Source organism: Nocardia sp. NPDC101769, from assembly GCF_044766925.1.
Lineage (GTDB): Bacteria > Actinomycetota > Actinomycetes > Mycobacteriales > Mycobacteriaceae > Nocardia.
In genome coordinates this window covers 571,346-597,903 of record NZ_JBIWMX010000002.1, presented here as the reverse complement: position 1 = coordinate 597,903, position 26,558 = coordinate 571,346, and the positions used below count along the sequence as shown (strand labels likewise).

The window sequence follows — 26,558 nt, the reverse complement described above, 5'->3', positions numbered from 1 at the left end:
GTTCCAGCTCTTCTTTCAGTCCTCGGACGAGTTGATGTAAGCCAGGTCGATCAGATCGTCGATATCGAGGTCGTCGATCGACTCCTCGGTGACGGCGCGATCGGTCTCGTCCTGAGTTTCGGGCCCGTGTGCGAGCTTCATGAGGGCATCCAGCAGACCCGCCTCGCGCAGCCGCGCGACGGGAATCGTGTACAGGGCCTGGCGAATGTCGTTGTCCGACGGGTCCGCCGACGCCTCGGGGGCGCGAGTGTCGGTGAACTCCTCGGCCAGGTATCCGGCCAGCGCCTGCGGTGACGGATAGTCGAACACCAGGGTCGCCGGCAACCGCAGGCCGGTAATCGATTTGAGGGCATTGCGGAATTCGACCGCGGTGATCGAATCGAAGCCCAGCTCGTTGAACGCCCGATCGGCCGCGATGGCGTTCGCGTTCGCATGACCGAGCACCGCCGCGATCTGAGTCCGGACGAGGTCGACGAACACGCCGCGGCGCGCACCCTCGGGAGTGGTGGCCAGCCGGGCGCGCAGCGCGTCCGCCGCGCCCGCGGTCGACTTGCGGCGCGCCGGGATCAGGCCGGACAGCAGGGTCGCCGCGAATCCCGCACCGCGCAGGCTCTCCAGGTCCAGACGCGCGAGAACCGGTGCGGCCGTGCCGATCTCGCTGGCGGCGTGGAACAGTGCCAGGCCCTGTTCCGCCGACAGCGGCAGCATGCCCGACCGCGACATCCGTCGCCGGTCCACATCGCTGAGCTCGGCGGCCATGCCGCCGTCCGAACTCCACAGACCCCAGGCGAGGGACTGCCCGCTGCGCCCGGATGCCTTGCGGTGTACCGCCAATGCGTCCAGGCAGGCGTTGGCCGCGGCGTAGTTGCCCTGGCCGGGACTGCCGAAAGCACCGGCCGCGGAACTGAACAGCACGAATGCCTTCAAGGGCAGATCGGCGGTCAGCTCGTGCAGGTGCAGGGCGGCATCGACCTTGGGCCGCAGCACCGTATCCAGCCGCTCCGAGGTCAGTGAGGCGATCGCGCCGTCGTCGAGCACGCCGGCCGTGTGGAACACACCGGCGAGCGGTCGATCCGCGGGTACAGCGGCCAGCGCCTCCGCCAGCGCGCCACGGTCTGCGACATCACAAGCGGCGAACGAGACCTCGGCCCCGAGCTCCTGCAATTCCGCCCGCAATTCGGTTGCGCCGGGGGCGGATTCACCGCGCCTGCTCATCAGCAGCAGGTGACGGACATCGCGGGCGGCGACCAGGTGGCGGGCGAACAGCCCGCCGAGGAAACCGCTGGCACCGGTGATCAGCACAGTGTCGTCCGGCTCGAAGGCCGGACTCGGAGCCGAAGAGGTGGCCACCGTGCGCACGAGCCGCGGGGTGTACACCTGCCCACCGCGCACGGCCACCTGGGATTCCTCGGTGGCCAGGATCGCGCCGAGCAGCCCGCCCAGCTCAGCGTCGCTGTCGATCAGGACGATCCGGCCGCTGTTCTCGGCCTGCGCGGAACGCACCAAGCCGCACACCGCGGCACCGGCGAGGTTCGTAATGTCCTCCCCCGCAACCGAAACCGCACCGCGTGTCCGGACCACCAGTGCGGCGTCCCCGAACCTCTGATCGCTGGTCCAGGTCTGGAGTATGTGCAGCACAATGTGAGTCGCGGACCGCACAGCGTCGGGCTCATTGCCCGCGGGGCAGTCCCACACCACCGCGGCCGGCACCTCGTCGCCGAGATCCGCCCACGTCACGCTGTCGACCGGGGCACCCGACACCGTGATCGGCGTCCAATCCACCTGGTACGACGCGGTATCGACAATGGACGCGGCGGCGGTGAGCTGCGCGGGATCGATGACCCGGGAGGCCAGATTCCGCACGGTCGCCACCGGCGCGCCGGTCGAGTCGGCGAGGTCCATCGACAGCGAGCTCTCACCGAGGCGGATGAGCCTCACCCGCAACGTATCCGCGCCGGCCGCGTGCACGGTGACACCGGACCACTCGAACGGCAAGGCGACACCGTTGTCCGCCGACAGGTCGCCGGTCAACCGCAGCGCGTGCACCGCGGAATCGAGCAGCGCCGGATGGATTCCGAATCCCTCGGTGTCCTGCGCATCCGGCAGCGCGACCTCGGCGAACACCTCGTCGCCGCGCTGCCAGGCCGCTTGCAGACCTTGGAAGAACGGACCGTACCCGTATCCGGCGTCGAGCAGATCGTCGTAGACGCCCTCGACGTCCAGCGCCTTCGCGCCGACGGGCGGCCATGCCACGAGGTCGACGGCGGCGGCCGCGGCCGCGGGGGCGAGCGCGCCCTCGGCGTGCAGGGTCCACGTGGCGGCCACCTCGACTCCCGCCTCGGGGCAGGAGAAGATCCGCACCGCGCGCCGGCCCGACTCCTCGGCCGCCCCGACGGTGACGCGCACCGCGACGCCCGCGGACTCCGGCAGCACCAGCGGGGCCCGCAGGACCAGGTCCTCGAGGGTCGAGCAGTCCACCTGTTCCCCGGCGTGCAGTGCGAGTTCGACCAGACCGGTTCCGGGGACCAGCACCGTGCCCAGCACCCGGTGATCGGCCAGCCACGGATGCGACTGCACCGACAGGCGGCCGGTGAGGATGACCGCGCCGGAGTCCGGCTGCGATACCACCGCGGAGATCAGCGGGTGTCCGGTGGTCGCCAGACCCATCGACCGGGCGTCACCGCCACCGGCCGATCCCTCGCGCATCCAGTAGCGGCGGCGCTGGAAGGCGTAGGTGGGCAGGTCGATTCGCCGCGCCCCGGCCGGATACATACCCGCCCAGTCGAGGTCCGCGCCGGAGACGAACAGCCCGGCCGCACCGGCCAGCACGGTGGCGACATCGGCGTGATCCCGGCGCGCCAGCGCGACCACGGTCGGCGGCGCCGCCGCGTCCATGGCGTCGAGGATCTGGTTGACCATCGGGTAGAGCACGGCCTCGGGCCCGACTTCGGCGAACCGGGCCACGCCCGACTTCGCCATCGTGGCAACCGCATCGGCGAAGCGGACGGTGCCGCGGACCTGTCCGACCCAGTACGCCGGATCGGTCATCTCGTCGGTGATCCGGGCACCGGTCACCGTGGAGATCAGCGGAAGGCTGGGCCGCGTGAACGTCAAACCCGCTATCGCGTCGGCGAATTCCTCGAGCATCGGGTCCATCAGCACCGAATGGAACGCGTGCGAGACCCGCAAACGGTGTGTGCGCCAACCATGTTCGATGCAACGATCGACCACGGCGGCGATGTCGGCCTCGACACCGGAGAGCACCACCGACGACGGACCGTTGACCGCCGCGATCGACACCTCACCCGTGAGCAACGGCAGCACATCGGACTCCGAGGCACCGACCGCGACCATTGCGCCACCGGCGGGCAGCGCCTGCATCAACCGGCCACGCGCCGCCACCAGCACACACGCGTCCGCCAGCGACATCACGCCCGCGATGTGCGCGGCGCCGATCTCACCGATCGAGTGACCGGCCACCATATCGGGGCGCACACCCCAGGATTCGAGCAGCCGGAACAATGCCACCTCGAATGCGAACAACCCCGCCTGCGCGAACACGGTCCGATCGACCAGGTCCTCGGAGGCCAGCGCCACACTCAGCGAAACCGGTTGTGCCAGCATCGGATCCAGCTGGGCGATGATCGAGTCGAAGTGCTCGGCGAACACCGGATACGCGGCTCGCAATGCGGTGGCCATGCCCGCCCACTGCGCGCCCTGACCCGAGAACACCAGACCCGTCGTCCCGGACACCGCACGACCGGACACCACGCTCGGAACGGATTCCGCGCGGCCCAGCGCCCGCACTCCGGCGAGCAGCTCGGCACGGTGGTCGGCGAGGACGACCGCGCGATGTTCGAACACGGCGCGGGTGGATGCCAGCGAGAAGCCGACATCGACCGAATCCTGCTCGCCCACCTGCGATGCCAATCGGGCGGCCTGAGCGGCGAGCGCCTCGGCGCTGCGCGCCGAGATCACCCACGGGGTGAACCCGCGGGCCGGACCGGATTCGGCCGCGGGCGCCGCTGCCGGAGTCGCCGCCGGGGCCTGCTCCACGATGAGGTGCGCGTTGGTGCCGCTGAGCCCGAACGAGGACACGCCCGCGCGCCGCGGACGATCCACCTCCGGCCAGGCCACCGGCTCGGTCAGCAGGCGCACATTGCCTTCGGACCAATCCACCTTCGTGGAGGGCTGATCCACGTGCAGGGTGCGCGGCAGCACACCGTGCCGCATGGCCATGACCATCTTGATCACGCCGCCCACGCCCGCGGCGGCCTGGGCGTGACCGATATTGGACTTCAACGAGCCCAGCCACAGCGGACGGTCCTCGTCGCGGCCCTGTCCGTAGGTGGCCAGCAGTGCTTGCGCTTCGATCGGATCACCCAGAGTCGTTCCGGTGCCGTGGGCTTCGACCACATCGACCTCGGCCGGGGACACCCCGGCATTGGCCAGCGCCTGCCGGATGACCCGGCGCTGCGAGGGACCGTTGGGCGCGGTGAAGCCATTGGAGGCGCCGTCCTGATTCACCGCCGAACCCGCGATCACCGCGAGCACTTCATGGCCATTGCGGCGGGCATCCGACAACCGTTCCAGCACAAGGACACCGGCGCCCTCGGCCCAGCCGACGCCGTCGGCCGCCTCTGCGAAGGACTTGCAGCGACCGTCCGGGGCGATGCCGCGCTGGCGGCTGAACTCGAGGAACATGTCGGGGCTTCCCATCACGGCGACGCCACCGGCCAGGGCCAGATCGCACTCCCCCGACCGCAGGGACTGCCCGGCCAGATGCATGGCCACCAGCGACGACGAGCACGCCGTGTCCACGGTGACCGACGGCCCTTCGAGACCGAACGTGTAGGAGACCCGGCCCGAGGCCAGACTGCCCGCGGCGCCGTTACCGGTGCCGGTCGACTGGGCGTAGTCGTGGTACATCAGTCCGGTGAACACTCCGGTGGCGCTGCCGCGCAGCATGGCCGGGTCGATTCCGGCGCGTTCGAGCGCCTCCCAGGAGACCTCCAGCAGCATCCGCTGTTGCGGATCCATCATCGTGGCTTCGTTGGGACTGATGCCGAAGAAATCGGCGTCGAATTCGGCTGCCCCGTACAGGAATCCGCCCTGCCGGGCGTAGGTCTTGCCCGCCTTGCCGGGTTCGGGATCGTAGATGCCCTCGACGTCCCAGCCGCGATCGGCGGGCATGTCCCCGGTGGTGTCACCGCCCGAGGCGACCAGATTCCACAGGTCCTCCGGTGAGGCGACCCCGCCGGGATAGCGGCAGGCCATCGCCACCACGGCGATCGGCTCGTCGCCGGCGCGGACGCGGCTGACCACGGCCTGCTCGACGACCTCGACACCGGTGAGTTGGGCGCCGATGAACTCGGCGACCGATTGCGGGTTGGGGTAGTCGAAGACGAGCGTGGCGGGCAGTTGCAGACCGGTGGCGGCATTGAGCTGGTTGCGGAACTCGATGGCGCTCAACGAGTCGAACCCGAGATTCTGGAATGCCTGCTGGGGTTCGACCGCCTCGGGCGAGGCGTGTCCGAGGATGCCGGCGGCCGTCGAGCGGACGAGCTCGACCAACGCGGTGGCGCGATCGGCCTCCGACAGTCCCGCCAGCCGCCGCGCGAACGCTTGACCCGCCGCGTTTCGATTGTTGTTGCGGCGCACCGGGTTCGGTACGAGCGCGCGAACCAGCGCCGGGAGCTGCCCACCCCGGGTGCGGAGCACGGCCGGGTCGACCCGCAGCGCCACCAGCTGCGCGCGGTCGGTGGCGATCGCCGCGTCGAAGAGCGCCAGACCTTCGGCCTCGGTCAGTGGCGGGAAGCCCTGCCGGCGCATCCGGTCGAAGTCCTCCTCCGACAGTTCGACGCCGAGGCCGCTCGAGCGCGCCCACAGGCCGTAGTCGATCGAGGTCGCGGGCAGCCCCAGTTCGTGGCGGTGTGCGGCGAGGGCGTCCAGGAAGACGTTGGCCGCAGCGTAATTGGCCTGACCGGCGGCCAGCACCAAGCCGCCCGCCGACGACACGAGGACGAACAGCGACAGCGCGTGCTCGCGGGTGAGCGCGTGCAGGTGCCAGGCCGCATCGACCTTGGGGCGGAACACCGCGTCGATCCGGTCGGCCGTAATCGACTCGATCACACCGTTATCGGCGGTTCCCGCCGCGTGCACCACACCCGTCAGCGGATGCTCGGCGGAGATGCCGTCGAGCAGCGCGGCCAGTGCCGACCGATCCGACACATCGCAGGCGGCGATGGTGGCCTGCGCGCCGAGCTCCGCCAGCTCGTCACGCAACTCGGCCGCACCCGGGGCGTCCGGACCGCGTCGAGAGGTCAGAAGCAGGTGGCGCACACCGTGTTCGGCGACCAGGTGACGGGCGATCACCGCACCTAGGCCGCCGGTGCCGCCGGTCACCAGGACCGTGCCCGTGTCGATCGGGCGAACGTTCGTGCCCACCGCGTGGCGGGCCAGCCGGGGAGCCGACACGGTCGTGCCGCGCAGGCTCGCCTCGGGTTCCCCGGCGAGCGCCGCCGCCGCGGTGGCGACGGACCGCGGATCGCCGTCCTGGTCCAGGTCCAGCAGCTGGAATCGACCGGGGTGTTCGGCCTGCGCGGCGCGCAGCACACCCCACACCGGTGCCTGATCCAGGCGCACCTGCTCGGATTCGGCCACCGCCACAGCCTGTCTGGTCACCACGACCAGCCGGGCATCGGCGAAGCGGGAATCGGGCAGCCAACGCCGGATGGTGTCGAGGACATCGGTCGCGGCCAGTCGTGCCGCCTCGATCGGCGGACCGTCGTGGCGGGGGCACTCGTACAGCACGACCTCGGGGACCACCGCCTCCGGATCCGCCTCGAGGTCGGCGAGGAACGCCACCCGCGCCGGGTCGGAGGTGCCCGCCGACGGGTTCGCGACGGTGACCCACTGCACGCCGAACAGCGACTCCGACACCCGGTCCGCGCCCAGTCGCTCGGCCGAGACGGGTCGAGAAACCAAGGTGCCCACCGACAACACCGGACGACCGCGCTCGTCGGCGATCTGCACGGCGTAGTTGTCGCCCACGGGCACGCTGCGCACGCGCACGGCGGCCGCGCCGGGCGAATGCAGCACCACCCGATTCCAGGCGAAGGGCAGCACCGCGTCGCGGCCCTTGCGTTCGTGGATGATCCCGGCGTGCAGCGCCGAGTCGAACAGTGCCGGGTGAATACCGAATCCCTTGGCCTGCTGCGGATCCGGCAACGCGACCTCGGCGAACAACTCTTCGCCGCGCCGCCATGCCGCCCGCAGCCCCTGGAAGAACGGGCCGTACTCGTACCCGACGTCGAGCAGAATGTCGTACGCGCCATCGACATCCAGCGGCTCCGCACCGATCGGCGGCCAGGCCGCCAGCTCGAAATCGGCCACCGCGTCGGCGTGGGAGAGGTTGCCCTCGGCGTGCAGCACCCACGGGTCGGCCGCAGTCTGCCGGGAATGGACGGTCAGGCGACGCCGACCGGCGTCGTCCGCGGCGGCCACCACGACCTGGACCGCGACACTGCCCTCGGCGGGCATCGTCAAGGGGGTGTGCAGGACCAGTTCGTCGACCATGTCGCAGCCCAGCTGGCCGCCGACATAACCAGCCAGCTCGACGAATCCGGTGCCGGGCAGCAGCACGACGCCGTGCACGCTGTGGTCGGCCAGCCAATCGACCGAATCGAGGGACCACCGGCCGGTGAAGCTCACCCCACCCGACTCCGGGTGCGCCACGACAGCACCGAGCAGCGGGTGATCCACCGCGTCGAGCCCGACGGCGGTCACCCCGCCCAGTTCCGCGCCCAGCCACGACTTGGCCAGCGCCCGGCGGGCATCGCTCCAGAAACGGTCGTGCTGGAAGGCGTAGGTGGGCAAGTCGATTCGGCGTGCACGGGTGCCGGCGTACAGGGCGGTCCACTCGACGCGCGCGCCGGAGACGAACAGCCCGGCCACGCCGTTGATCAGCGTGGTCGCATCGGCGTGGGTGCGGCGCGCCAGCGCCACGGCGATCGCCTGTCCGCCGTCGAGGGTCTGGGCGACCATTGGCGTCAGCACCGCGTCGGGTCCGACCTCGGCGAACCGCGACACACCCATTCCCGCGGCCGTGACCACGGCGTCGGCGAATCGGACGGTCCCGCGGACCTGCCCGACCCAGTACGCCGGATCGGTCATCTCATCGACGACCAGGGTGCCGGTGACGGTGGACACGAGCGGGAGGTTCGGCCGCCGGAAGGTCAAACCCGCTATCGCGGTGGCGAATTCGCCGAGCATCGGGTCCATCAGCGCCGAGTGGAAGGCGTGGGAGACCCGCAGACGGTGTGTGCGCCAACCGTGTTCGGCACAGCGCTCGACGACGGTCAGGACCGCGTCCTCGACGCCGGAGAGCACCACCGACGAGGGCCCGTTGATCGCCGCGATCGACACCCCGGCGGTCAGCAGGGGCAGCACGTTCGCTTCCGAAGCGCCGACGGCGACCATCGCGCCGCCGGTGGGCAGTGCCTGCATCAACCGGCCGCGCGCCGCCACCAGGACGCACGCGTCGTCCAGTGACAGCACGCCCGCGACATGCGCGGCGCCGATCTCACCGATCGAGTGACCGGCCACCACGTCGGGGCGCACGCCCCAGGATTCGAGCAGCCGGAACAGCGCCACCTCGAACGCGAAGAGCCCGGCCTGCGCGAACACCGTCGCATCGACCGATTCCTCGGGGGCCAGCGCCGCGCTCAGCGAAACAGGTTGTCCCAGAAGCGGTTCCAACCGCGAGACGATTTCATCGAACACCTCGGCGAACACCGGGTACTCCGCACACAGTGCGGTGGCCATGCCGGCCCACTGCGCGCCTTGACCGGAGAACACCATCGCCGTGGAGCCCGGCATCACACGGCCGGTCACGACACCGGGTGCCTGCGCATCCTCGGCCAGTGCCCACAGGCCAGAGAGCAGACCGGCACGGTTGTCGCCCAGCACGACCGCGCGATGCTCGAAGACGCTGCGCGTGGACACCAGCGAGAAGCCGACATCCCGGGGATCGAGGTCGCGGTCGGCGACCGCGGAGGCCAGCCGTCCGGCCTGACCGGCGAGCGCCTCACGGCCGCGCGCCGAGATCACCCACACCAACGACCCTGCGGCCGGGGCGGTTTCGGCGGCCGCGGCCCGGATGGGTTCGGCGGCCGGAACCTGCTCGATGATGACGTGGGCGTTGGTGCCGCTGATGCCGAAGGAGGACACACCGGCACGACGCGGACGATCCGCCTCCGGCCACGACACGGCCTCGGTCAGCAGGCGCACATTGCCTTCGGACCAATCCACCTTCGTGGAAGGCTTGTCCACGTGCAGGGTGCGCGGCAGCACACCGTGCCGCATGGCCATGACCATCTTGATCACGCCACCCACGCCCGCCGCGGCCTGGGAGTGACCGATATTGGACTTCAACGACCCCAGCCACAGCGGCCTGTCCTCGGCACGATCCTGACCGTAGGTCGCCAGAATCGCCTGCGCCTCGATCGGATCACCCAAAGTCGTTCCGGTGCCATGGGCTTCGACCACGTCCACGTCGGCCGACGAGACTCCGGCATTCGCGAGGGCCTGCCGGATGACCCGCCGCTGCGAGGGACCGTTGGGCGCGGTCAAACCGTTGGACGCGCCGTCCTGGTTGACTGCCGAACCCGCGATCACCGCCAGTACCTCATGACCGTTTCGGCGGGCATCGGAAAGCCGTTCCAGCACAAGCACACCCGCGCCCTCGGACCAGGCGACGCCGTCCGCGGCATCGGCGAAGGACTTGCTCCGCCCGTCGGGGGCCAGTCCGCGCTGCTTGCTGAATTCCACGAAGGTCTCCGGCGAGGCCATGACGCACACGCCGCCGGCCAGCACGAGGTCGGACTCCCCCGACCGCAGCGACTGTGCCGCCAGATGCAGGGCCACCAGCGACGACGAGCACGCCGTGTCCACGGTGACCGACGGCCCCTCCAGGCCGAGGATGTACGAAACCCGGCCCGAGACAATGGATCCGGAGTTCGAGTTGCCCGGGTAGTCGTGATACATCATGCCCGAGAAGACGCCGGTGGCGCTGCCGCGCAGCGTCGCCGGATCGACTCCGGCCCGTTCCAGGGCTTCCCAGGTGGTCTCCAGCAGCAGGAACTGCTGGGGGTCCATGCCGGCAGCCTCATTGGGGCTGATGCCGAAGAAGGCCGGATCGAATTCGCCCGCGGAGTGCAGGAATCCGCCCTCGCGGGTGTAGGTGGTGTTCGGTGTCTCGCCGGTCGGGTCGTAGAGGCGCTCGGCGTCCCAGCCGCGATTGACCGGGAACTGCGTGGTGGCGTCGATCCCGTCGGCGACCAGCGTCCAGAGGTCCTCGGGTGAGGCGACGCCGCCCGGGTACCGGCACGCCATGCCGACGATCGCGATCGGGTCGTCGTCGACGGCCCGTCCGGCGGTCGTCACGATGTCCTGTGCGGTGCCGGTCAATTCGTCGGTCAGGTATCCGGCGAGGGCGGTGGGCGTCGGGTAGTCGAAGACCACTGCGGCCGGAAGCGACAGTCCGGTCGCGGTTTTGAGCCGGTTGCGCAGCTCGACAGCGCTCAGGGAATCCAGTCCCAGGTCCTGGAACGCGCGATCGGGATCGATGGCGGACACGCTGTCGTGGCCGAGCACGGCCGCGATGTGGGTGCGCACGGTTTCGAGCACCGTCCGACGCTGACGGTCCGCATCCAGGCCGGAAAGCCGTTGCCGCAGACCGGATGCCACTGCGGAGGTGGCCGCTCGACGCCGGACCGCCGGGGCCAGCGCCCGCAGCAGCGGGGGCAGCAGGCCGGCCTCGGCCTGGGCGCGCAGCGCGGCGGTGTCGAGCGTGGCGATCACCGCGTGTGCCGTGTTTCGGGTGAGCACCGCGTCCCACGCGGCCAATGCCTGCTCGTCGGAGATCGCGGTGAATCCGCCCCGGCTCATCCGGGCCACATCGGCGGCACCCAGATGCCCGGCCATACCGCTCGAACGCGCCCACGGTCCCCACGCCAGAGACTGTGCGGCGAGGCCGTGTGCCCGGCGGTGGGTCACCAGCGCGTCGAGGAAGGTGTTCGCGGCCGCGTAGTTGGCCTGCCCGGGTCCGCCGACGACGCCCGAGACCGACGAGAACACCACGAACGCGGCAAGATTCAGTTCCGCGGTGGCCCGGTGCAGATGCCACGCGGCATCCGCCTTGGGCGCCAGCACCGCATCGATGCGCTGTGCGGTCAGAGACCCGACGATTCCATCGTCGAGCACACCCGCGGCGTGGATCACGGCCGTCAACGGCGATTCGGCGGGCACGTCGTGCACCAGGCGGGCGACCGCATCCGCATCGGTGACGTCGCAGGCCACCACTCGCGCCTGCGCGCCGAGCTGCTCGAGTTCGGCGCACAGCTCCGCCACTTCGTCGGCGTGCGGACCGCGACGGCTCGCCAGGAGCAGCGACCGCACACCGTGTTCGACCACAAGGTGCCGGGCCACGACCGCTCCCAGGCCACCGGTGCCACCGGTGATCAGGACGGTGCCGGTCCCGAAGGCGGAAGAGTCATGGTCGGCCGCAACGGTATCGATGCTGCCGGGCCGGCTGAGCCGAGCCGTGTGGGTGACCCCGCCGCGCACGACCACCTGGGTCTCGCCGACGGCGAGGATCGCCGCCGCGAGACTCTCATCGACGTGAGTGTCCGCATCCACCAGGATGATTCGGCCCGGTTCCTCGGTCTGCGCGGAGCGCACAAGGCCCCACACGGCGGCACCGGGGAGGTCGGTGAGGTCTTCACCGGGCAGCGCGACCGCGCCGCGCGTCGCGATCACCAGGGTGTTCGAGACGGACCCGTCCTGCGCCAGCCACTCCTGCACCGCCGCGAGAATCCGTGCGACCTCGTCGTGGGTGGTGGCCACCACGTCGGTGCCGGGCTGATCGGTCCAGCCGGATCCGGCCTCGATCACGGTCGGTGCACCCGCATCCACCGTCGTGGGTTCGGATGTGGTTGGCGACCACACCAGTTCGAGGATCGGCTCGACCCGGCCGCTCGCGGTCGCGGTGAGCTGTTGCAGTGGCATCGATCGGGTCGTCAGCGTTCCCGACAGCACCGGGTGCCCCTGCTCGTCGGCCGCCGAGACCGACACCGAGGATCCGACAGTGGTCAGACGCACACGCAGCGTCGGAGTTTCGGTCGCGTACAGCGACACCGACTGCCACGAGAACGGCAGTACCAGCTGTCCGGCCGGAATCGTGAACGGCGAGTCCTGCTCTCCCGCATCGCTGTCGAGCACACCGGCCAGCAGGCCCGCGTGCATGGCGGCATCGAGCAGCGCCGGATGGATACCGAATCCCTCGGCGCGCACTCCGGTTTCCGCGTCTACGGCGATCTCGGCGAACACCTCGCCGTCGTGCCGCCACATCGCCCGCACACCCTGGAAGGCCGGACCGTAGTCGTAGCCGCGCGCCAGCAGGCCCGTGTACGCGGCGGGAATATCGAGCGCGCCGTCGGCCGGCGGCCATGCATCCGATTCGGCTGCGGCCGTGTCGATTTGCTCGGTCAGCACGCCGCGCGCATTGAGCACCCACAGCCCGTCGTGGTCGTCTTCACCACGGGAGTAGATCGAGATCGGCCGTTGCGCGGACTCGGATTCGGGTCCGGCCACGACGACCTGGATCTGCACGCCACCCGCCGCGGGCAACAGCAGCGGGGCCTGCAAGGTCAGTTCCTCGATGGCCGGGCTCCCGGCCACCGCGCCGGCGCGCAACGCCAGCTCCACGAAACCGGTCCCCGGCAGCAGCACCGACCCGGCGACCACGTGATCGGCCAGCCACGGCTGGGTCGCCACCGACAGCCGACCGGTCAGCAGCACGTCACCGGACTCCGCCACCGAGACCACCGCGCCCAGCAGCGGATGCTGCACCGCACCCAGGCCGACCGATTCCACACCGGCCGCGCCGATCGAGGTCTCCAGCCAGTAGCGGCGGCGTTGGAACGCGTAAGTGGGCAAAGACACTCGTGTCGTCGCACGATCGGCGAAGAACGCGGTCCAGTCGACATCGATACCGGCGGTATGCGCGGACGCCAGGCAGCGCACGAACTGCTCGACCTCCTTGTGTCCGCGACGCGCCCCGGCCACCACCAGCGACTGCGCCTCGAGCTCCTCGGGCAGGCATTGCCGGGTCATGGCCGCCAGCACCGCATCCGGGCCGATTTCGAGGAATCGGCGCACACCCGCGGCCGCCAGGCTGTCCACGCCCTGCGCGAACCGAACGGCCTCCCGCACCTGCCGGACCCAGTAGGCGGGTTCCAGCACCTCGTCTCCGGCGATCCGGCCGGACACATTCGACACCAGCGGAATCTGCGGCCGCCGGTAAGTCACCTCCCGCGCGACGGCCTCGAACTCGGCGAGCATCGGATCCATCCGATGCGAATGGAACGCGTGCGACACCTGCAACCGCGAGGTCTTGCGCCCCCGGTCCGCGAACAGCCGCTCGAGCGCCGCGACCGCATCCTCGTCACCTGAGACCACCACGGCCTCGGGCGAATTCACCGCCGCGAGGGCAACTCCATCGACGAGTGCCTCGGTGACCTCGTCCTCACTCGCCGCAATGGCCAGCATCGCGCCACCCTCGGGCAGCTGCCCCATGAGCCGTCCACGCGCCGCGACCAACCGGCACGCGTCCGGCAGTGACCACACCCCGGCGATGTAGGCGGCGGCCAATTCACCGATCGAATGTCCGACCATTACATCCGGAGCGACGCCGAACGAGCTCAGCAGCCGACTCAGCGCAACTTCGTAGGCGAACAGCGCAGGCTGAGTGAACTCCGTCCGACTCAAAACCTCCGCACCGTCGGCGCCGCCCTCCGCGGTCTGCCCGGTAAACATCACCTGCTTCAGCGAACCGCCGAGCAGCGCATCGAACTGCGCGCAGATCTCATCCAACGCGCCCGCGAACACCGGAAACGCCTCATACAGTTCACGTCCCATCCCGACCCGCTGCGCGCCCTGCCCGGTGCACAGAAACGCCGCCTTCCGCGTCACCGCTCGCCCGGTCACCAGACCGCGGGCCGAGTTCCCTGTTCCGCTTTCGGCGAGCGCCGCCAACCCGGCCAGCATCGCGTCCCGGTCCGCAGCGACCACCGCGCCCCGCCACTCCAGCCGAGCGCGCGTCGTCACCAGCGACCACCCGATGTCATCGACTGTCGGACCGGGATTTTCGGTAACCCAGCTCAATAGCTTGGCCGCCTGCCCCCGCAGCCCGTCCTCGGTCTTCGCCGACAGCAGCCACGGGGTGACACCGATCGCCACCCCCTGCCCGGCAGCCCCCTCCGATGTAACGCCCGGCGCCGCACGACCGGCGGTCTCGTTGGACGTGTCGGTCTGCGCGTCTCCGTCACGGGTGTCGCCGGACGGCGCGGAGGTGGTCTCCTCGAACTCCGCGGCCTCCTCGAGGATCACGTGGGCGTTGGTGCCGCTGGCGCCGAAGGAGGACACGCCCGCGCGGCGCACGCGCTCGCCCGCGGGCCAGGGCTCGGCCTCGGTGAGGATGCGCACGGTTCCCGCCGACCAGTCCACGTGCGGGGTCGGGGCATCGACATGCAGTGTGGCGGGCAGCATTTCGTGCCGCAGGGCCTGCACCATCTTGATCAGGCCGCCGACGCCGGCCGCCGCGGAGGTGTGGCCGATGTTCGATTTGAGCGAGCCGATGCGCAGCGGCTCTCCGGTGCGGTCGCGACCGTAGGCGGCGATCAGGGCCTGTGCCTCGATCGGGTCGCCGAGGCTGGTGCCGGTGCCGTGCGCCTCGACGGCGTCGATGTCGGAGGGGGTGAGACCGGCTTGGGCGAGGGCAGCCGCTATCACCTTCTCCTGCGACGGACCGTTCGGGGCGGTCAGGCGGCTGCTGGCGCCGTCCTGGTTGACCGCGCTGCCGCGGATGACCGCGAGGACGCGGTGGCCGTTGCGGCGGGCGTCGGAGAGCCGCTCGACCGCGAGCATGCCGAGGCCCTCGGAGAATCCGGTCCCGTTCGCGCCCGCGGCGAATGCCTTGCAGCGGGCGTCGGGCGACAGCGCCCCCTGCCGGGCGAAGGCGACCAGCAGGGTGGGGTCGGACATCACGGTGACGCCGCCGACCAGCGCGAGCGAGGTCTCCCCCTGACGCAGCGACTGGCAGGCCAGGTGCAGGGCGACCAGCGACGAGGAGCACGCGGTGTCCACCGACAGCGCCGGACCCTTGAACCCGAAGGTGAACGCGACGCGCCCGGACAGAACGCTGGACGAAACACCCGGGTAGGCATGGCCTTCCGACTCCGCGGTCAGACCGGGCGCACCCACGCGGGGCCCGTAGTCCTGGTGGATGACACCGGCGAACACCCCGGTGTCACCGCCGCGCAGCGACGCCGGATCGATTCCCGCGTCCTCCAAGGCTTCCCAGGCCGCTTCCAGGAACAGCCGCTGCTGCGGATCCATGGCCGCGGCCTCGCGCGGTGCGATGCCGAAGAACCCCGGATCGAAATCGCCCGCCGCATCCAGGAATCCGCCCTCGCGGGTGTAGATGGTGCCGGGCTGCTCCGGATCCGCGTCGAACAGTCGCGCGAGGTCCCAGCCGCGATCGGCCGGGAAGGGGCCGACGGCGTCGGTGCCGGAGGCGACCAGATCCCACAACCCGGCCGGAGTGTCGACGCCGCCCGGGTAGCGGCAGGCCATGCCGACGATCGCGATCGGCTCGCCCGCACGGTCTTCGAACTGCTGGATCTGCTTCTTGGCGGTGCGCAGATCTCCGGTCAGCTTGCGCAGATACCGGCTGAGACGTTCTTCATTGCTGGTGCCGGGGTTGCTCATGCCGGGCCAAACTCCTCGTCGATCAGATCCAAAAGTTCAGAGTCGGAATGGAATTCGAGATCCTCGTATTCGGTTCCCGACCATTTGTCCCCCAGGTGGGCGCGCAGGCGTTCGTCGACGCCCCGCAACGCGGCGACGGTCTCGTCGCTGTCGCCGCTGCCCGCGATGATGCGTTCGAGCAGTGCCTCGAGCCACGCGATATCGCTGTGCGCCACGGTGTTCGGCGCTGCGGGGGGTTCCGCCACCGCGGCCTGCGCCAGCAGATAGTCGGCGGTCTCCCCCGCATTGGGGTAGTCGAAGACCAGGGTCGAGGGCAGGGAGAGCCCGGTCGCCCGTGCCAGCCGGTTGCGGAACTCGACTCCGCCCAGGGAGTCGAAGCCCAGGTCGTCGAAGCCGCGATCGGGTCCGATGTCGTCGATCGACCCGTAACCCAGCACCGCCGCCACGTGTTCGCGCACCAGGTCCAGCACGACCCCGCGGCGCTTGGCCTCGGCCACGCCTTGCAGCCGCTCCCCCAGCGACGGTTCGGGATTCGACTGTGCGAGCGAGCGGCCGCGGCCGCGCACGAATCCGCGCAGGACCGCCGGTACCAGACCGCCGTGCGCTTCCACCCGCAGCTTGTCGGCATCCAGATGCAGCAGGGCGGTCACCGATTCGGCGGTGGTCAGCGATTCGTCGAACAGTCGCAGGCCGTCGGCGCGGGTCAGCGGGGCCAGGCCCAGCCGCTCCATGCGGTGCACGGCGGTGTGGTCCAGCTCACCGGTCATGCCGAGGTCCTGCTCCCACGGCCCCCACGCCAAGGCGAGCGCCGGGAGCCCTTCGGCTCGGCGGCGCAGGGCCAGCGCGTCCAGGAAGCTGTTCGCGGCGGCGTAATTCGCCTGTCCCGCCGAACCGATCAGACCCGCGATCGAGGAGAACATGACGAAGGCCGACAGGTTCAGGTCCCGGGTGAGTTCGTGCAGATGCCAGGCCGCCTCGGCCTTGGGCGCGAACACCCGATCGATCTGGTCGTCGGTGAGGGTGTGGAACGTGCCGTCGTCGAGGACGCCCGCGGCATGCACGACGGCGGTGAGCGGGTGCTCCGCGGGCAGGCTCGCCAGCAGGTCGGCCAGCGCGGCCCGGTCGGTGACATCACAGGCCGCGATCCGGACGTCGGCACCGGCTCGAGTCAGCTCGTCCGTGAGTTCCGTTGCACCGTCCGCATGTTCGCCGCGTCGGGATGCCAGCAACAGTCGCCGTACCCCGTGTGCCGTGACCAGATGCCGGGCCAGCAGTGCACCCAGTCCCCCGGTGCCGCCGGTGATCAGCACCGTGCCGGTCCCGAACGAGATCTGTTCGGCCGCAGTCGATGTCACCGCTTCCAGGCGCGGTGCCAGGACACGTCCGTCTCGCAGGGCGACCTGCGGCTCTCCGGTGGCGACGGCCGCTCGGATCGAGTCGACCGAAAGCGACCGCCCACCACCGGATTCGTCCGGCTCCAGGAGCACTGTTCGATCCGGGTATTCGGTCTGAGCACTACGTATCAGCCCCGCTACCGCGGCCGAGGCCGGATCCGCGCCGCCTGCGGTCACCACCACCAGCCGCGACCGCGCGAACCGGTCGTCGGCGAGCCAGTCGCGCACCAAGTGCAGGGTCGCCTTCACCCGATCGCTCGCGGACGGTGTCGAATTACCGTGCGGTACAGAGGCTTCAGCCCAGACGACAATGTCGGGGATCGTCGGTGCCGCGGCGAGCGCCGCCAGATCCGGGTACCGCTCGTCGATCCCGGGCACCTGCCCGGCACCGAGCATGGCCGCGCTCCCAACCGGGATGAGCCCCTCCGAGTTCTCCGCGGTCGCCCACCGCAATCCGTACCGGCTCGCCTGTCCGCCCGACAGCGTGGCGCGGAACTGCTGCACGTCGTAGGAGCGCATGACCACTTCGTCGATGGAGACCACCGGATTGCCGTGCTGGTCCACGGCCACGACGGCGATCGCCTCGCTGTTGCGCCTGACGGCCATCACCCGCAGGGACGTCACGGTCGAGGTGGTGTGGAACTGCGTTGCGCCCCAACGGAACAGCAGCTTGCCCTCGCCGGGATTGCTGCCGAGATCGCCCCAGATCAAACCGGCGAGCCCAGCGTGCATCACCATGTCGAACAGTCCCGGATGCAGCTGGAACCCGTCGGCCGGGACCTCCCGGTTCAAGCTGATCTCGGAGAACGCGGTGTCCCCGCTGATCCAGGCGGCGTCGATGCCCAGGAATGAGGGCCCGTAGGCCAGCCCGGAGACGCGCGTCGCATGGGCCGGAATCCAGTCGGTGTCCACGGGTTCGCCGGCGATCGGCGGCCACGGCGTATTGCGCAGCATGTCCATGAGCCCGATGTCGATCAGCTGCGAACCGCTCAGGACGCCACTGGCATTGCGCGACCACTCGCCCCCGGCGTCGGGCAGGCGGTAGTGGAACGTGAACGCCCGGCGTCCCGCCGCATCCGGCTCCCGCACCAGCACCTGGAGTTCGACCTCGCCGTCGGCGGGCGGCAGGATCGGCGTCTCGAGGATGAGCTCGTCGACGACGCCGCAGCCGATCCGGCGGCCCGCGACCAGCAGCATCTCCATGAGCGCGGCGCTCGGGACGACCACCACGCCGTAGGTGGTGTGGTCGGCGATCCAGGGATGGGCGCGCAGCGACAGCCGCCCGGTGAACAGCCACTCGTCCCGGTCGGCCACCCGCACCACGTCGGTGAGCATCGGGTGCTCGGACGTACTGCGGGGCGCGGCGGGCGCGGGTTCGAGCCAGTACCGCCGATGCTCGAAGGCGTAGGTGGGCAGGGCGACTCGCGGCATGCGCCGGTCGGCGAACAGGGGGTTCCAGTCGACCGCGATACCGGCGGTGTGCGCCCGGCCGAGCATGGTCAGGAACTGCTCGACCTCGTCGTGGTCGCGGCGGGCCGCCGCGGCGACCACCGAGCGGTCCTCGATCTTGGAGGGCAGCGTGTGGCGGGTCATCGTCGTCAGCACCGCGTCGGGTCCGACTTCGAGGAACCGGCGCACGCCCGAGGCCGCCAGTGTTTCCAGGCCGGGCGCGAAACGCACCGCGTCGCGAACCTGCGCCACCCAGTAACCGGGATCCAGGATCTCGTCGCCCGCGATCTCGCCGGAGACATTGGACACCAAGGGAATCCGTGGGGCATCGAAGGTCACGCTCGCTGCCACGGTCGCGAACTCGGCCAGCATCGGGTCCATGCGATGCGAGTGGAACGCATGCGATACCCGCAACCGGTTCGTCTTGCGGCCCGTCTCGGTGAACCGCCGTTCGATCTCGTCGATGGCGTCCTCGTCACCGGACACCACCACGGCCGCGGGCGCATTCACCGCCGCCACCGAGACCCGATCACCGAATTCGGCGATCGCCGAACGGACTTCGGTCTCGGACACGGCGATCGCGAGCATCGCGCCGCCCTCGGGCAGCGCGTCCATCAGCCGCCCGCGCGCGGCGACCAGCGTGCACGCGTCGTCCAGGGACCACACTCCGGCGACATGCGCCGCGGCCAGTTCCCCGATCGAGTGCCCGATCACGACATCCGGTGTGACACCGAAGGATTCGAGCAGCCGATACAGTGCCACCTCGAAGGCGAACAGCGCGGGCTGAGTCAGCCGCGTCCGATCCAGGATGCCGGTCTCCGCGGCGACACCCTGATCGTCGAGCAGGTGCCCGGTGAACATTGCTTGTTTCAGGGAGCATCCGAGCAGCGGGGCGAAGCGGGCGCACACCTCGTCCAATGCCTGGGCGAAGACCGGGAAGGCCGCGGCGAGACCCGCGCCCATGCCGACCCGTTGCGCGCCCTGACCGGTGAACAGGAAGGCGGTCTTGCCGGACCCCACCACACCGGAAACGACTCCGGCCGTGTCGGATCCGGCGGCCAGCCCGGCCAGGCGTGCGAGCAGTTCCTCGCGATCGCCGCCGAGGAGCGCCGCCCGGGACTCGTGCTGGGCACGGGTCGTGGCGAGCGAATACGCCACCGCCGCCGGATCGGCGTCGGGGCGCTCCACCAGCCAGCGCTGAAGTCTCGCGGCCTGTGCCCGCAGGGCGGTCTCGTTCCTGGCCGAGATCAGCCAGGGCTCCACCACATGCGGTCGTTCGGCGGCCGGTGCCGCCGCCACCGCCGGTGCGGCGGGTGCCTCCTCGAGGATCGCGTGGGCATTGGTCCCGCTGACACCGAACGACGACACGCCCGCTCGCCGCACCCGGCCGCCGGCGGGCCAGGGCTGGGCCTCGGTCAGCAGCTCGACCGCGCCCGCCGACCAGTCCACATGCGGGCTCGGCTCCTCGGCATGCAGTGTCTTCGGCAGGGTTTCGTACCGCAGCGCCTGCACCATCTTGATCACGCCGCCGACGCCCGCCGCGGCCACGGTGTGACCGATGTTCGACTTGATCGATCCGATGCGCAGCGGCCCGCCCGTGCGGTCCTGCCCATACGCGGCGATGAGCGCCTGGGCTTCGATCGGGTCGCCCAGGCTCGTTCCGGTGCCGTGGGCTTCCACGGCGTCGATATCGGACGGTTCGAGTCCGGCGTTGGCCAGCGCGGCCGCGATCACCCGCTCCTGAGAGGGGCCGTTGGGCGCGGTCAGGCCGTTGCTCGCGCCGTCCTGGTTCACCGCGGTGCCGCGCACGACGGCAAGGATGTCGTGCCCCAGCCGCTGTGCGTCCGACAGCCGCTCGAGCACCAGGACGCCGACGCCCTCGGCGAAGGCGACGCCGTCGGCCGACGCGGAGAACGCCTTGCACCGGCCATCGGGCGAAAGTCCGCGCTGGCGTGCGAAATCGACGTAGAGGTACGGGCTGGCCGCGACCGTCACTCCGCTCGCCAGCGCCAGCGCGCTCTCCCCCTGCCGCAGTGCCTGACAGGCCAGGTGCAGCGAGACCAGCGACGACGAGCACGCCGTATCCACGGTGACGGCTGGGCCTTCGAGGCCGAGGACGTAGGCCACGCGGCCGGACATCACGCTGCTCGTGGTGCCGGTCAGGCGGTAGCCCTCCAGGTCACCGGCGACGCGGTCGACATAGCCGGAGAAGCCCGCGCCGACATAGACGCCGGTGTCGCTGCCCCGCAACGAGGTCGGGTCGATGCCCGCGTCCTCGAGGGCCTCCCACGAGACTTCCAGCAACAGGCGCTGCTGCGGATCCATCGCCGAGGCTTCCTTGGGACCGATGCCGAAGAATCCCGGATCGAAATCGCCTGCGTTGTAGAGGAATCCACCACGCCGGGTGTAGACGGTGCCGGGCTTGTCCGGGTCGGGGTTGAACAGGCGCTCCAGGTCCCAGCCGCGATCCGACGGGAAGTCGCCGGTGGCGTCCGTGCCGGAGGCGACGAGATCCCAGAGCTGGTCCGGTGATCGGACGCCGCCGGGGAACTGGCAGGCCATGCCGACGATCGCGATCGGCTCGTCCGCGCGGACCCGGCGCACGGCCTTCTTGACCGGTGCGGCGGCCGTCGGCTCGGTGCGGGACTGCACCAGCTTGGCCACGGCGGCCGGGGTCGGATGATCGAACACCAGCGTCGAAGGCAGTTGCAGGCCGGTGGCCTTGCCGAGGCGGTTGCGGAATTCGACGCCGCCGAGCGAATCGAATCCGATCTCGTCGAAGCGCTGGGTGGGCCGGATGTCGGCGGCCGACTCGTGGCCCAGCACCGCTGCGGCCTCGGTCAGCACGACCTCCAGAACCAGTTCGCCACGGCGGTTTTCCGGCACGCCGGCCAACCGGGCGGCCAGCGAACCCGCCGCGGCGACGGCCGCCCGCTTGGCCGGACGCGGTGTCTGCCGCACGAATCCGCGCAGCACCGCCGGGACGGAGTCGGCATCGGACTCGCGGCGCAGGGCGGTCGGGTCGAACCGGATCGGTGCCAGACGGGCCTCGGGGTGGGCGAGCGCCTCGTCGAAGAGTCGTGTGCCCTCCGCGTTTTCGAGCGGGCTCAGGCCCAAGCGGTCCCAGCGCGCCAGTGCCGCGCGGTCCAGGCCGTCGGTCATGCCGCTGCCCTGGTTCCAGGGACCCCAGGCCAGTGATGTGGCGGCCGCGCCCGCTGCCCGGCGGCGCTGCGCCAGCGCGTCGAGGACGCCGTTGGCGGCGGCGTAGTTGCCCTGGCCCGAGGATCCCAGCACGGTCGCGATCGACGAGAACATCACGAATGCGGACAGCTTCCGGTCGCGGGTGAGTTCGTCCAGATGCCAGGCGCCGTCGACCTTGGGGGCGAGCACCCGGTCCACCTGGTCATCGGTCAGCGATTCGACAGTGCCGTCGTCCAGGATTCCGGCGGTGTGCACGACGGCGGTCAAGCCGGTGATCGAGTCCAGCAGGTTCCGCACGGCGTCGCGGTCGGCGACATCGCATGCGGCGACCCGGACTTCGGCCCCGGCGTGCGTCAGGTCGGCGGACAGGGCGGCGGCACCGGGAGCATCGAGTCCCCGACGCGAGGTCAAAACCAGATCGCGCACACCGTGCTCGGCGACGAGATGGCGGGCGAACAGCGCACCCAATCCACCTGTGCCGCCCGTGATCAGCACCGTTCCATCCCCGAACGTCGCCGGGACCTCGGAGGTGGACGCGCGCACCAGCCGGGGAACCAGGATCTGCGCGCCGCGGACCGCCGCCTGCGGCTCGCCCGTGCGCAGCACCGCCGCGATCCGGTCGGCGTCGAGCGGGTGGCTCGGGTCCTCGTCGACCAGAACGAGCCGTTCGGGATGCTCGGACTGTGCGCTGCGCAGCAGTCCCCACACCGCGGCCGCGACCGGATCGGGAGTCTCCTCACGCGCTCCCGCCGCACCCGTCGTCACCGCCACCAGCCGGACATCGGACTCGCGTTCCTCGGCGAGGAAGGAACGCAGCTTCGCCAATGCGGCATGCACGGCCGCACGCACCGATTCCGGGCCGTCGACCGCCTCGACCGCCTCGGTCGCTCGCCACACCGGCCAGCCGGGAACATCCTCGGCCGCAACGACATCGGAGCCCGATGCCGCGATGGCCTCCCAGCGCACCTGGTACAGGCCCGCCGCATCGCCGACGAGGCCGCTGCGGAATTCCTTCACGTCGTAGGGGCGCATCACCACCGCGTCGACCGACACGATCGGGGTGCCGTCCGGATCGACCGCCGCGACCGAGATGGTCTCGGGCCCGGTCGCGGCCGCGATGACCCGCAGCGAGCTCACCTCGGCCGGCCACCGGTTGCCCGCCGCCGGCCCGTGCAAACGCGCACCGCCCCAACGGAACAGCAGCCTGCCGGTATCGGCATCGGAATCCGTTCCACGCCATAGTAATTCGGCGAACCCGGCGTGCATGACCATGTCCAGCAGGGCCGGGTGCAGGTCGTGGCGGGCGAACTCGGGCGCGGCATCGGTGTCCAGCGCGATCTCGGAGTACACCGCGTCCCCGGCGTGCCACACGCCACGCACCCCCAGGAACGCCGGTCCGTACTCGAGCCCCGCGAGGTGCGCGATCCGATCGGGAAGTCCTGCGGTGTCGACGATTTCGGCATCGAGCGGCGGCCATTCCTGCTCATGCACGCGGGACACGAGCGCCGAATCGCTCTCCCACCGGGCACCGAATACACCGGTGGCGTTGTGGATCCACTCGGCGTCGCGGGACTGGCGGAAATAGAACTCGAACGGTCGCCGCCCGGACTCGTCGGCGGCCTGCACGAGCACCTGCACCTCGACCTCGTCGTCGGCGGTCGGCAGGATCGGCGCTTGCAGGGTGAGTTCCTCGACCACCCCGCAATCGATCCGGCGACCCGCGACGAGCAGGAATTCGATGAAGGTCGCGCTCGGCACCACGACCACGCCGTAGGTGCGGTGATCGGCGATCCACGGGTGGGTGCGCAGCGAGAATCGGCCGGTGAGCAGCCATTCGTCGCTGCCCGCCAGCCCGATCACTCCGCTCAGGATCGGATGGTCGGTGGACGGCGACGCCTCGAGGGCGTTCGGCAGCCAGCAGCGACGATGCTGGAAGGCATAGGTGGGCAAGGGAATTCGACACGCGTCCCGGCCCGCGAACCACGCCCGCCAGTCCACCCGCGCACCGGCGACATACACCTGGGCCAGGGCGGTGACGAACTGTTCGACAGCGTCGACCGAGCGCCGGGCGGCCGCTGCCACCGATGACGCCGACTCGATCTCCGGATGCTCGGCCAGACAGCCGCGAGTCATGGCCGCCAGCACCGCATCCGGGCCGATCTCCAGGAACCGTCGGGCACCGGCTTGCACCAGCGCATCGATTCCGGGAGCGAACCGGACGCAGCCGCGCAGCTGCGCGACCCAGTAGTCCGGATCGGTCAGCTCCGCGCCGACCACGGTCGCCGATACATTCGACACAATCGGCAGCGTCGGCTCCCGATAGGTCAATCCCGCTGCCACGGCGCGGAATTCGGCGAGCATCGGGTCCATTCGCGCCGAATGGAATGCATGGCTGACGCGCAACCGATTCGTCTTCACGCCCTCGGCCGACAGCAGCCGCTCGAGCTCGTTGATCGCCTCGACATCGCCGGACAGCACGGTCGAGGACGGTCCGTTCACCGCCGCGATCGACACCCGGTCGGCGAGACCGGCGGTGATCTCGACGGCCCGTCCTTCGCCGATCGCCGCCGCGAGCATCGCGCCGCCCACCGGCAGCGCGCCCATCAACCGGCCGCGGGCCGCCACCAGCGTGCACGCGTCCGCGAGCGACCACACACCGGCCGCGTAGGCCGCCGCCAGCTCGCCGATAGAGTGTCCGATCAGCAGATCCGGTGTGACACCGAAGGATTCGACCAGGCGGAACAGGGCCACCTCGAACGCGAACAGCGCCGGTTGGGTGAACTCGGTGCGATCGAGCCCGCCCTCGGGGTCGGCGAACATCAGGTCTCTGAGCGAGCGGCCCAGCAGCGGATCGAACTGTGCGCAGACCTCGTCCAGCGCGGCGGCGAACACCGGGAACGCCTGATACAGGCCCGTTCCCATGCCGACTCGCTGCGCGCCCTGTCCGGTGAACAGGAAGGCCGTCTGCTCCGAACCAGCGGTGCCCTCGATCGTGCCGGGCGAGCCCGCGGCCAGATCGATCAGACCGGCCAGCAGTCCATCGCGGTCCTGCCCGACGACCACCGCCCGCCGATCCAGTTGTGCCCGCGAGGTTGCCAGGGAGTACGCGACGTCTCGCACGTCGAGGTCGGGGTGCTCGGTCAGCCACCGTCGTAGTCGATCCGCCTGGGCGCGGAGCGCGTCCTCGGACTTCGCCGAGATCAACAGCGGAACAATCTCGGCCGCAATAGATTTGACGGTCGGCTCCGGATCGGTCCGGTTCGCGTCTTCCTCCGCGGCCGGGTGCGCGGGCGCTTCCTCGAGGATGAGGTGGGCATTGGTGCCGCTGGCCCCGAACGAGGACACCCCGGCGCGCCGGACCCGCTCCCCCGCCGGCCACGGCTCGGTGTCGCGCAACAGCCGCACCGTGCCCGCGGACCAATCCACGTGCGGGGTGGGCTCATCCACGTGCAAGGTCTTGGGCAGCACGCCGTGGCGCATGGCCTGCACCATCTTGATCACGCCGCCGACGCCCGCGGCGGCCGAGGTGTGGCCGATGTTCGACTTCAACGATCCCAGCCGCAGCGGCGCACCCTCGCGCCGGGTGCCGTACACGCGGATCAGGGCGCGCGCCTCGATCGGGTCGCCCAGCATGGTCCCGGTGCCGTGCGCCTCCACGGCGTCGATATCCGACGGTGCCAGCCCGGCATTCGCCAACGCGTCCGCGATGACTCGTTCCTGCGACGGGCCATTCGGCGCGGTCAGTCCGTTGCTCGCACCGTCCTGGTTGACGGCGCTGCCACGCACCACCGCCAGCACGGTGTGCCCGTGGCGCCGGGCGTCCGAAAGCCGCTCCAGCACAAGCACTCCGAGGCCCTCGGAGAACCCGGTGCCGTCGGCGGCCGCCGCGAACGCCTTGCAGCGCGCATCCGGCGACAAGGCGCGCTGGCGGGCGAAGGCGATCAGCAGCGAGGGATCCGACATGATGGTCACCCCGCCCGCCAGCGCCAGCGACGTATCACCCTGCCGCAGCGCCTGACACGCCAGGTGCAGTGCCACCAGCGACGACGAGCAGGCAGTGTCCACAGAGAGGGCGGGGCCCTCGAGCCCGAACGAGTAGGCGATCCGTCCGGACAGCACAGCGTTCGAAACACCCAGGTAGGCATGTCCTTCGGTCTCGGCGCTGATATTCGGCCCGCCGATGCGGGGCCCGTAGTTCTGATGGATGACCCCGGCGAACACGCCGGTGTCGCTGCCGCGCAACGACACCGGGTCGATGCCCGCGTCTTCCAGGGCCTCCCAGGACGCCTCCAGCATCAAACGCTGCTGCGGATCCATGGCCGCGGCCTCACGCGGGCCGATGCCGAAGAAGGCCGCGTCGAAATCGCCTACGGAGTCCAGGAATCCGCCGTCGCGGGTGTAGATGCCGCCCGGCACATCGGGATCCGGGTTGTAGAGCCGGTCCAGGTCCCACCCGCGATCGGCCGGGTAGTCGCCGATGGCGTCCACGCCGTCGGCGGTGAGCCGCCACAGGTCCGCGGCCGAGCGCACGCCACCGGGGTACCGGCAGGCCATGCCGACGATCGCGATCGGTTCCCGCGACCGGTCGGTGAGTGCGCGCAGTTGCTGTTTGGTGTCGTAGAGCTCTTTCGCGGTCTTCTTCAGATACCGGCGTAGTTCATCGTTGTCGGCCATCGGTGGAAC

Annotated in this window: 1 protein-coding gene and 1 pseudogene; both read right to left on the bottom strand. The window is 70.6% G+C overall.

Going from position 1 to position 26,558, the window contains the following annotated elements; all coding sequences use genetic code 11:
- Positions 1-15: 15 nt before the first annotated feature.
- On the bottom strand, positions 16-15,831 hold the full coding sequence (locus tag ACIRRA_RS05695; protein WP_402763521.1) for an SDR family NAD(P)-dependent oxidoreductase: 15,816 nt from the start codon (positions 15,829-15,831) through the stop codon (positions 16-18).
- A pseudogene (locus ACIRRA_RS05690) lies at positions 15,828-26,549 on the bottom strand (SDR family NAD(P)-dependent oxidoreductase); the annotation flags it as partial. The gene ACIRRA_RS05695 and the pseudogene ACIRRA_RS05690, both read right to left, overlap by 4 nt.
- Positions 26,550-26,558 lie beyond the last annotated feature (9 nt).

Excerpts from the sequence above, each read along its gene's own strand:
- ACIRRA_RS05695 (WP_402763521.1), bottom strand. The coding sequence starts at position 15,831 with ATGAGCAACCCCGGCACCAGCAATGAAGAACGTCTCAGCCGGTATCTG.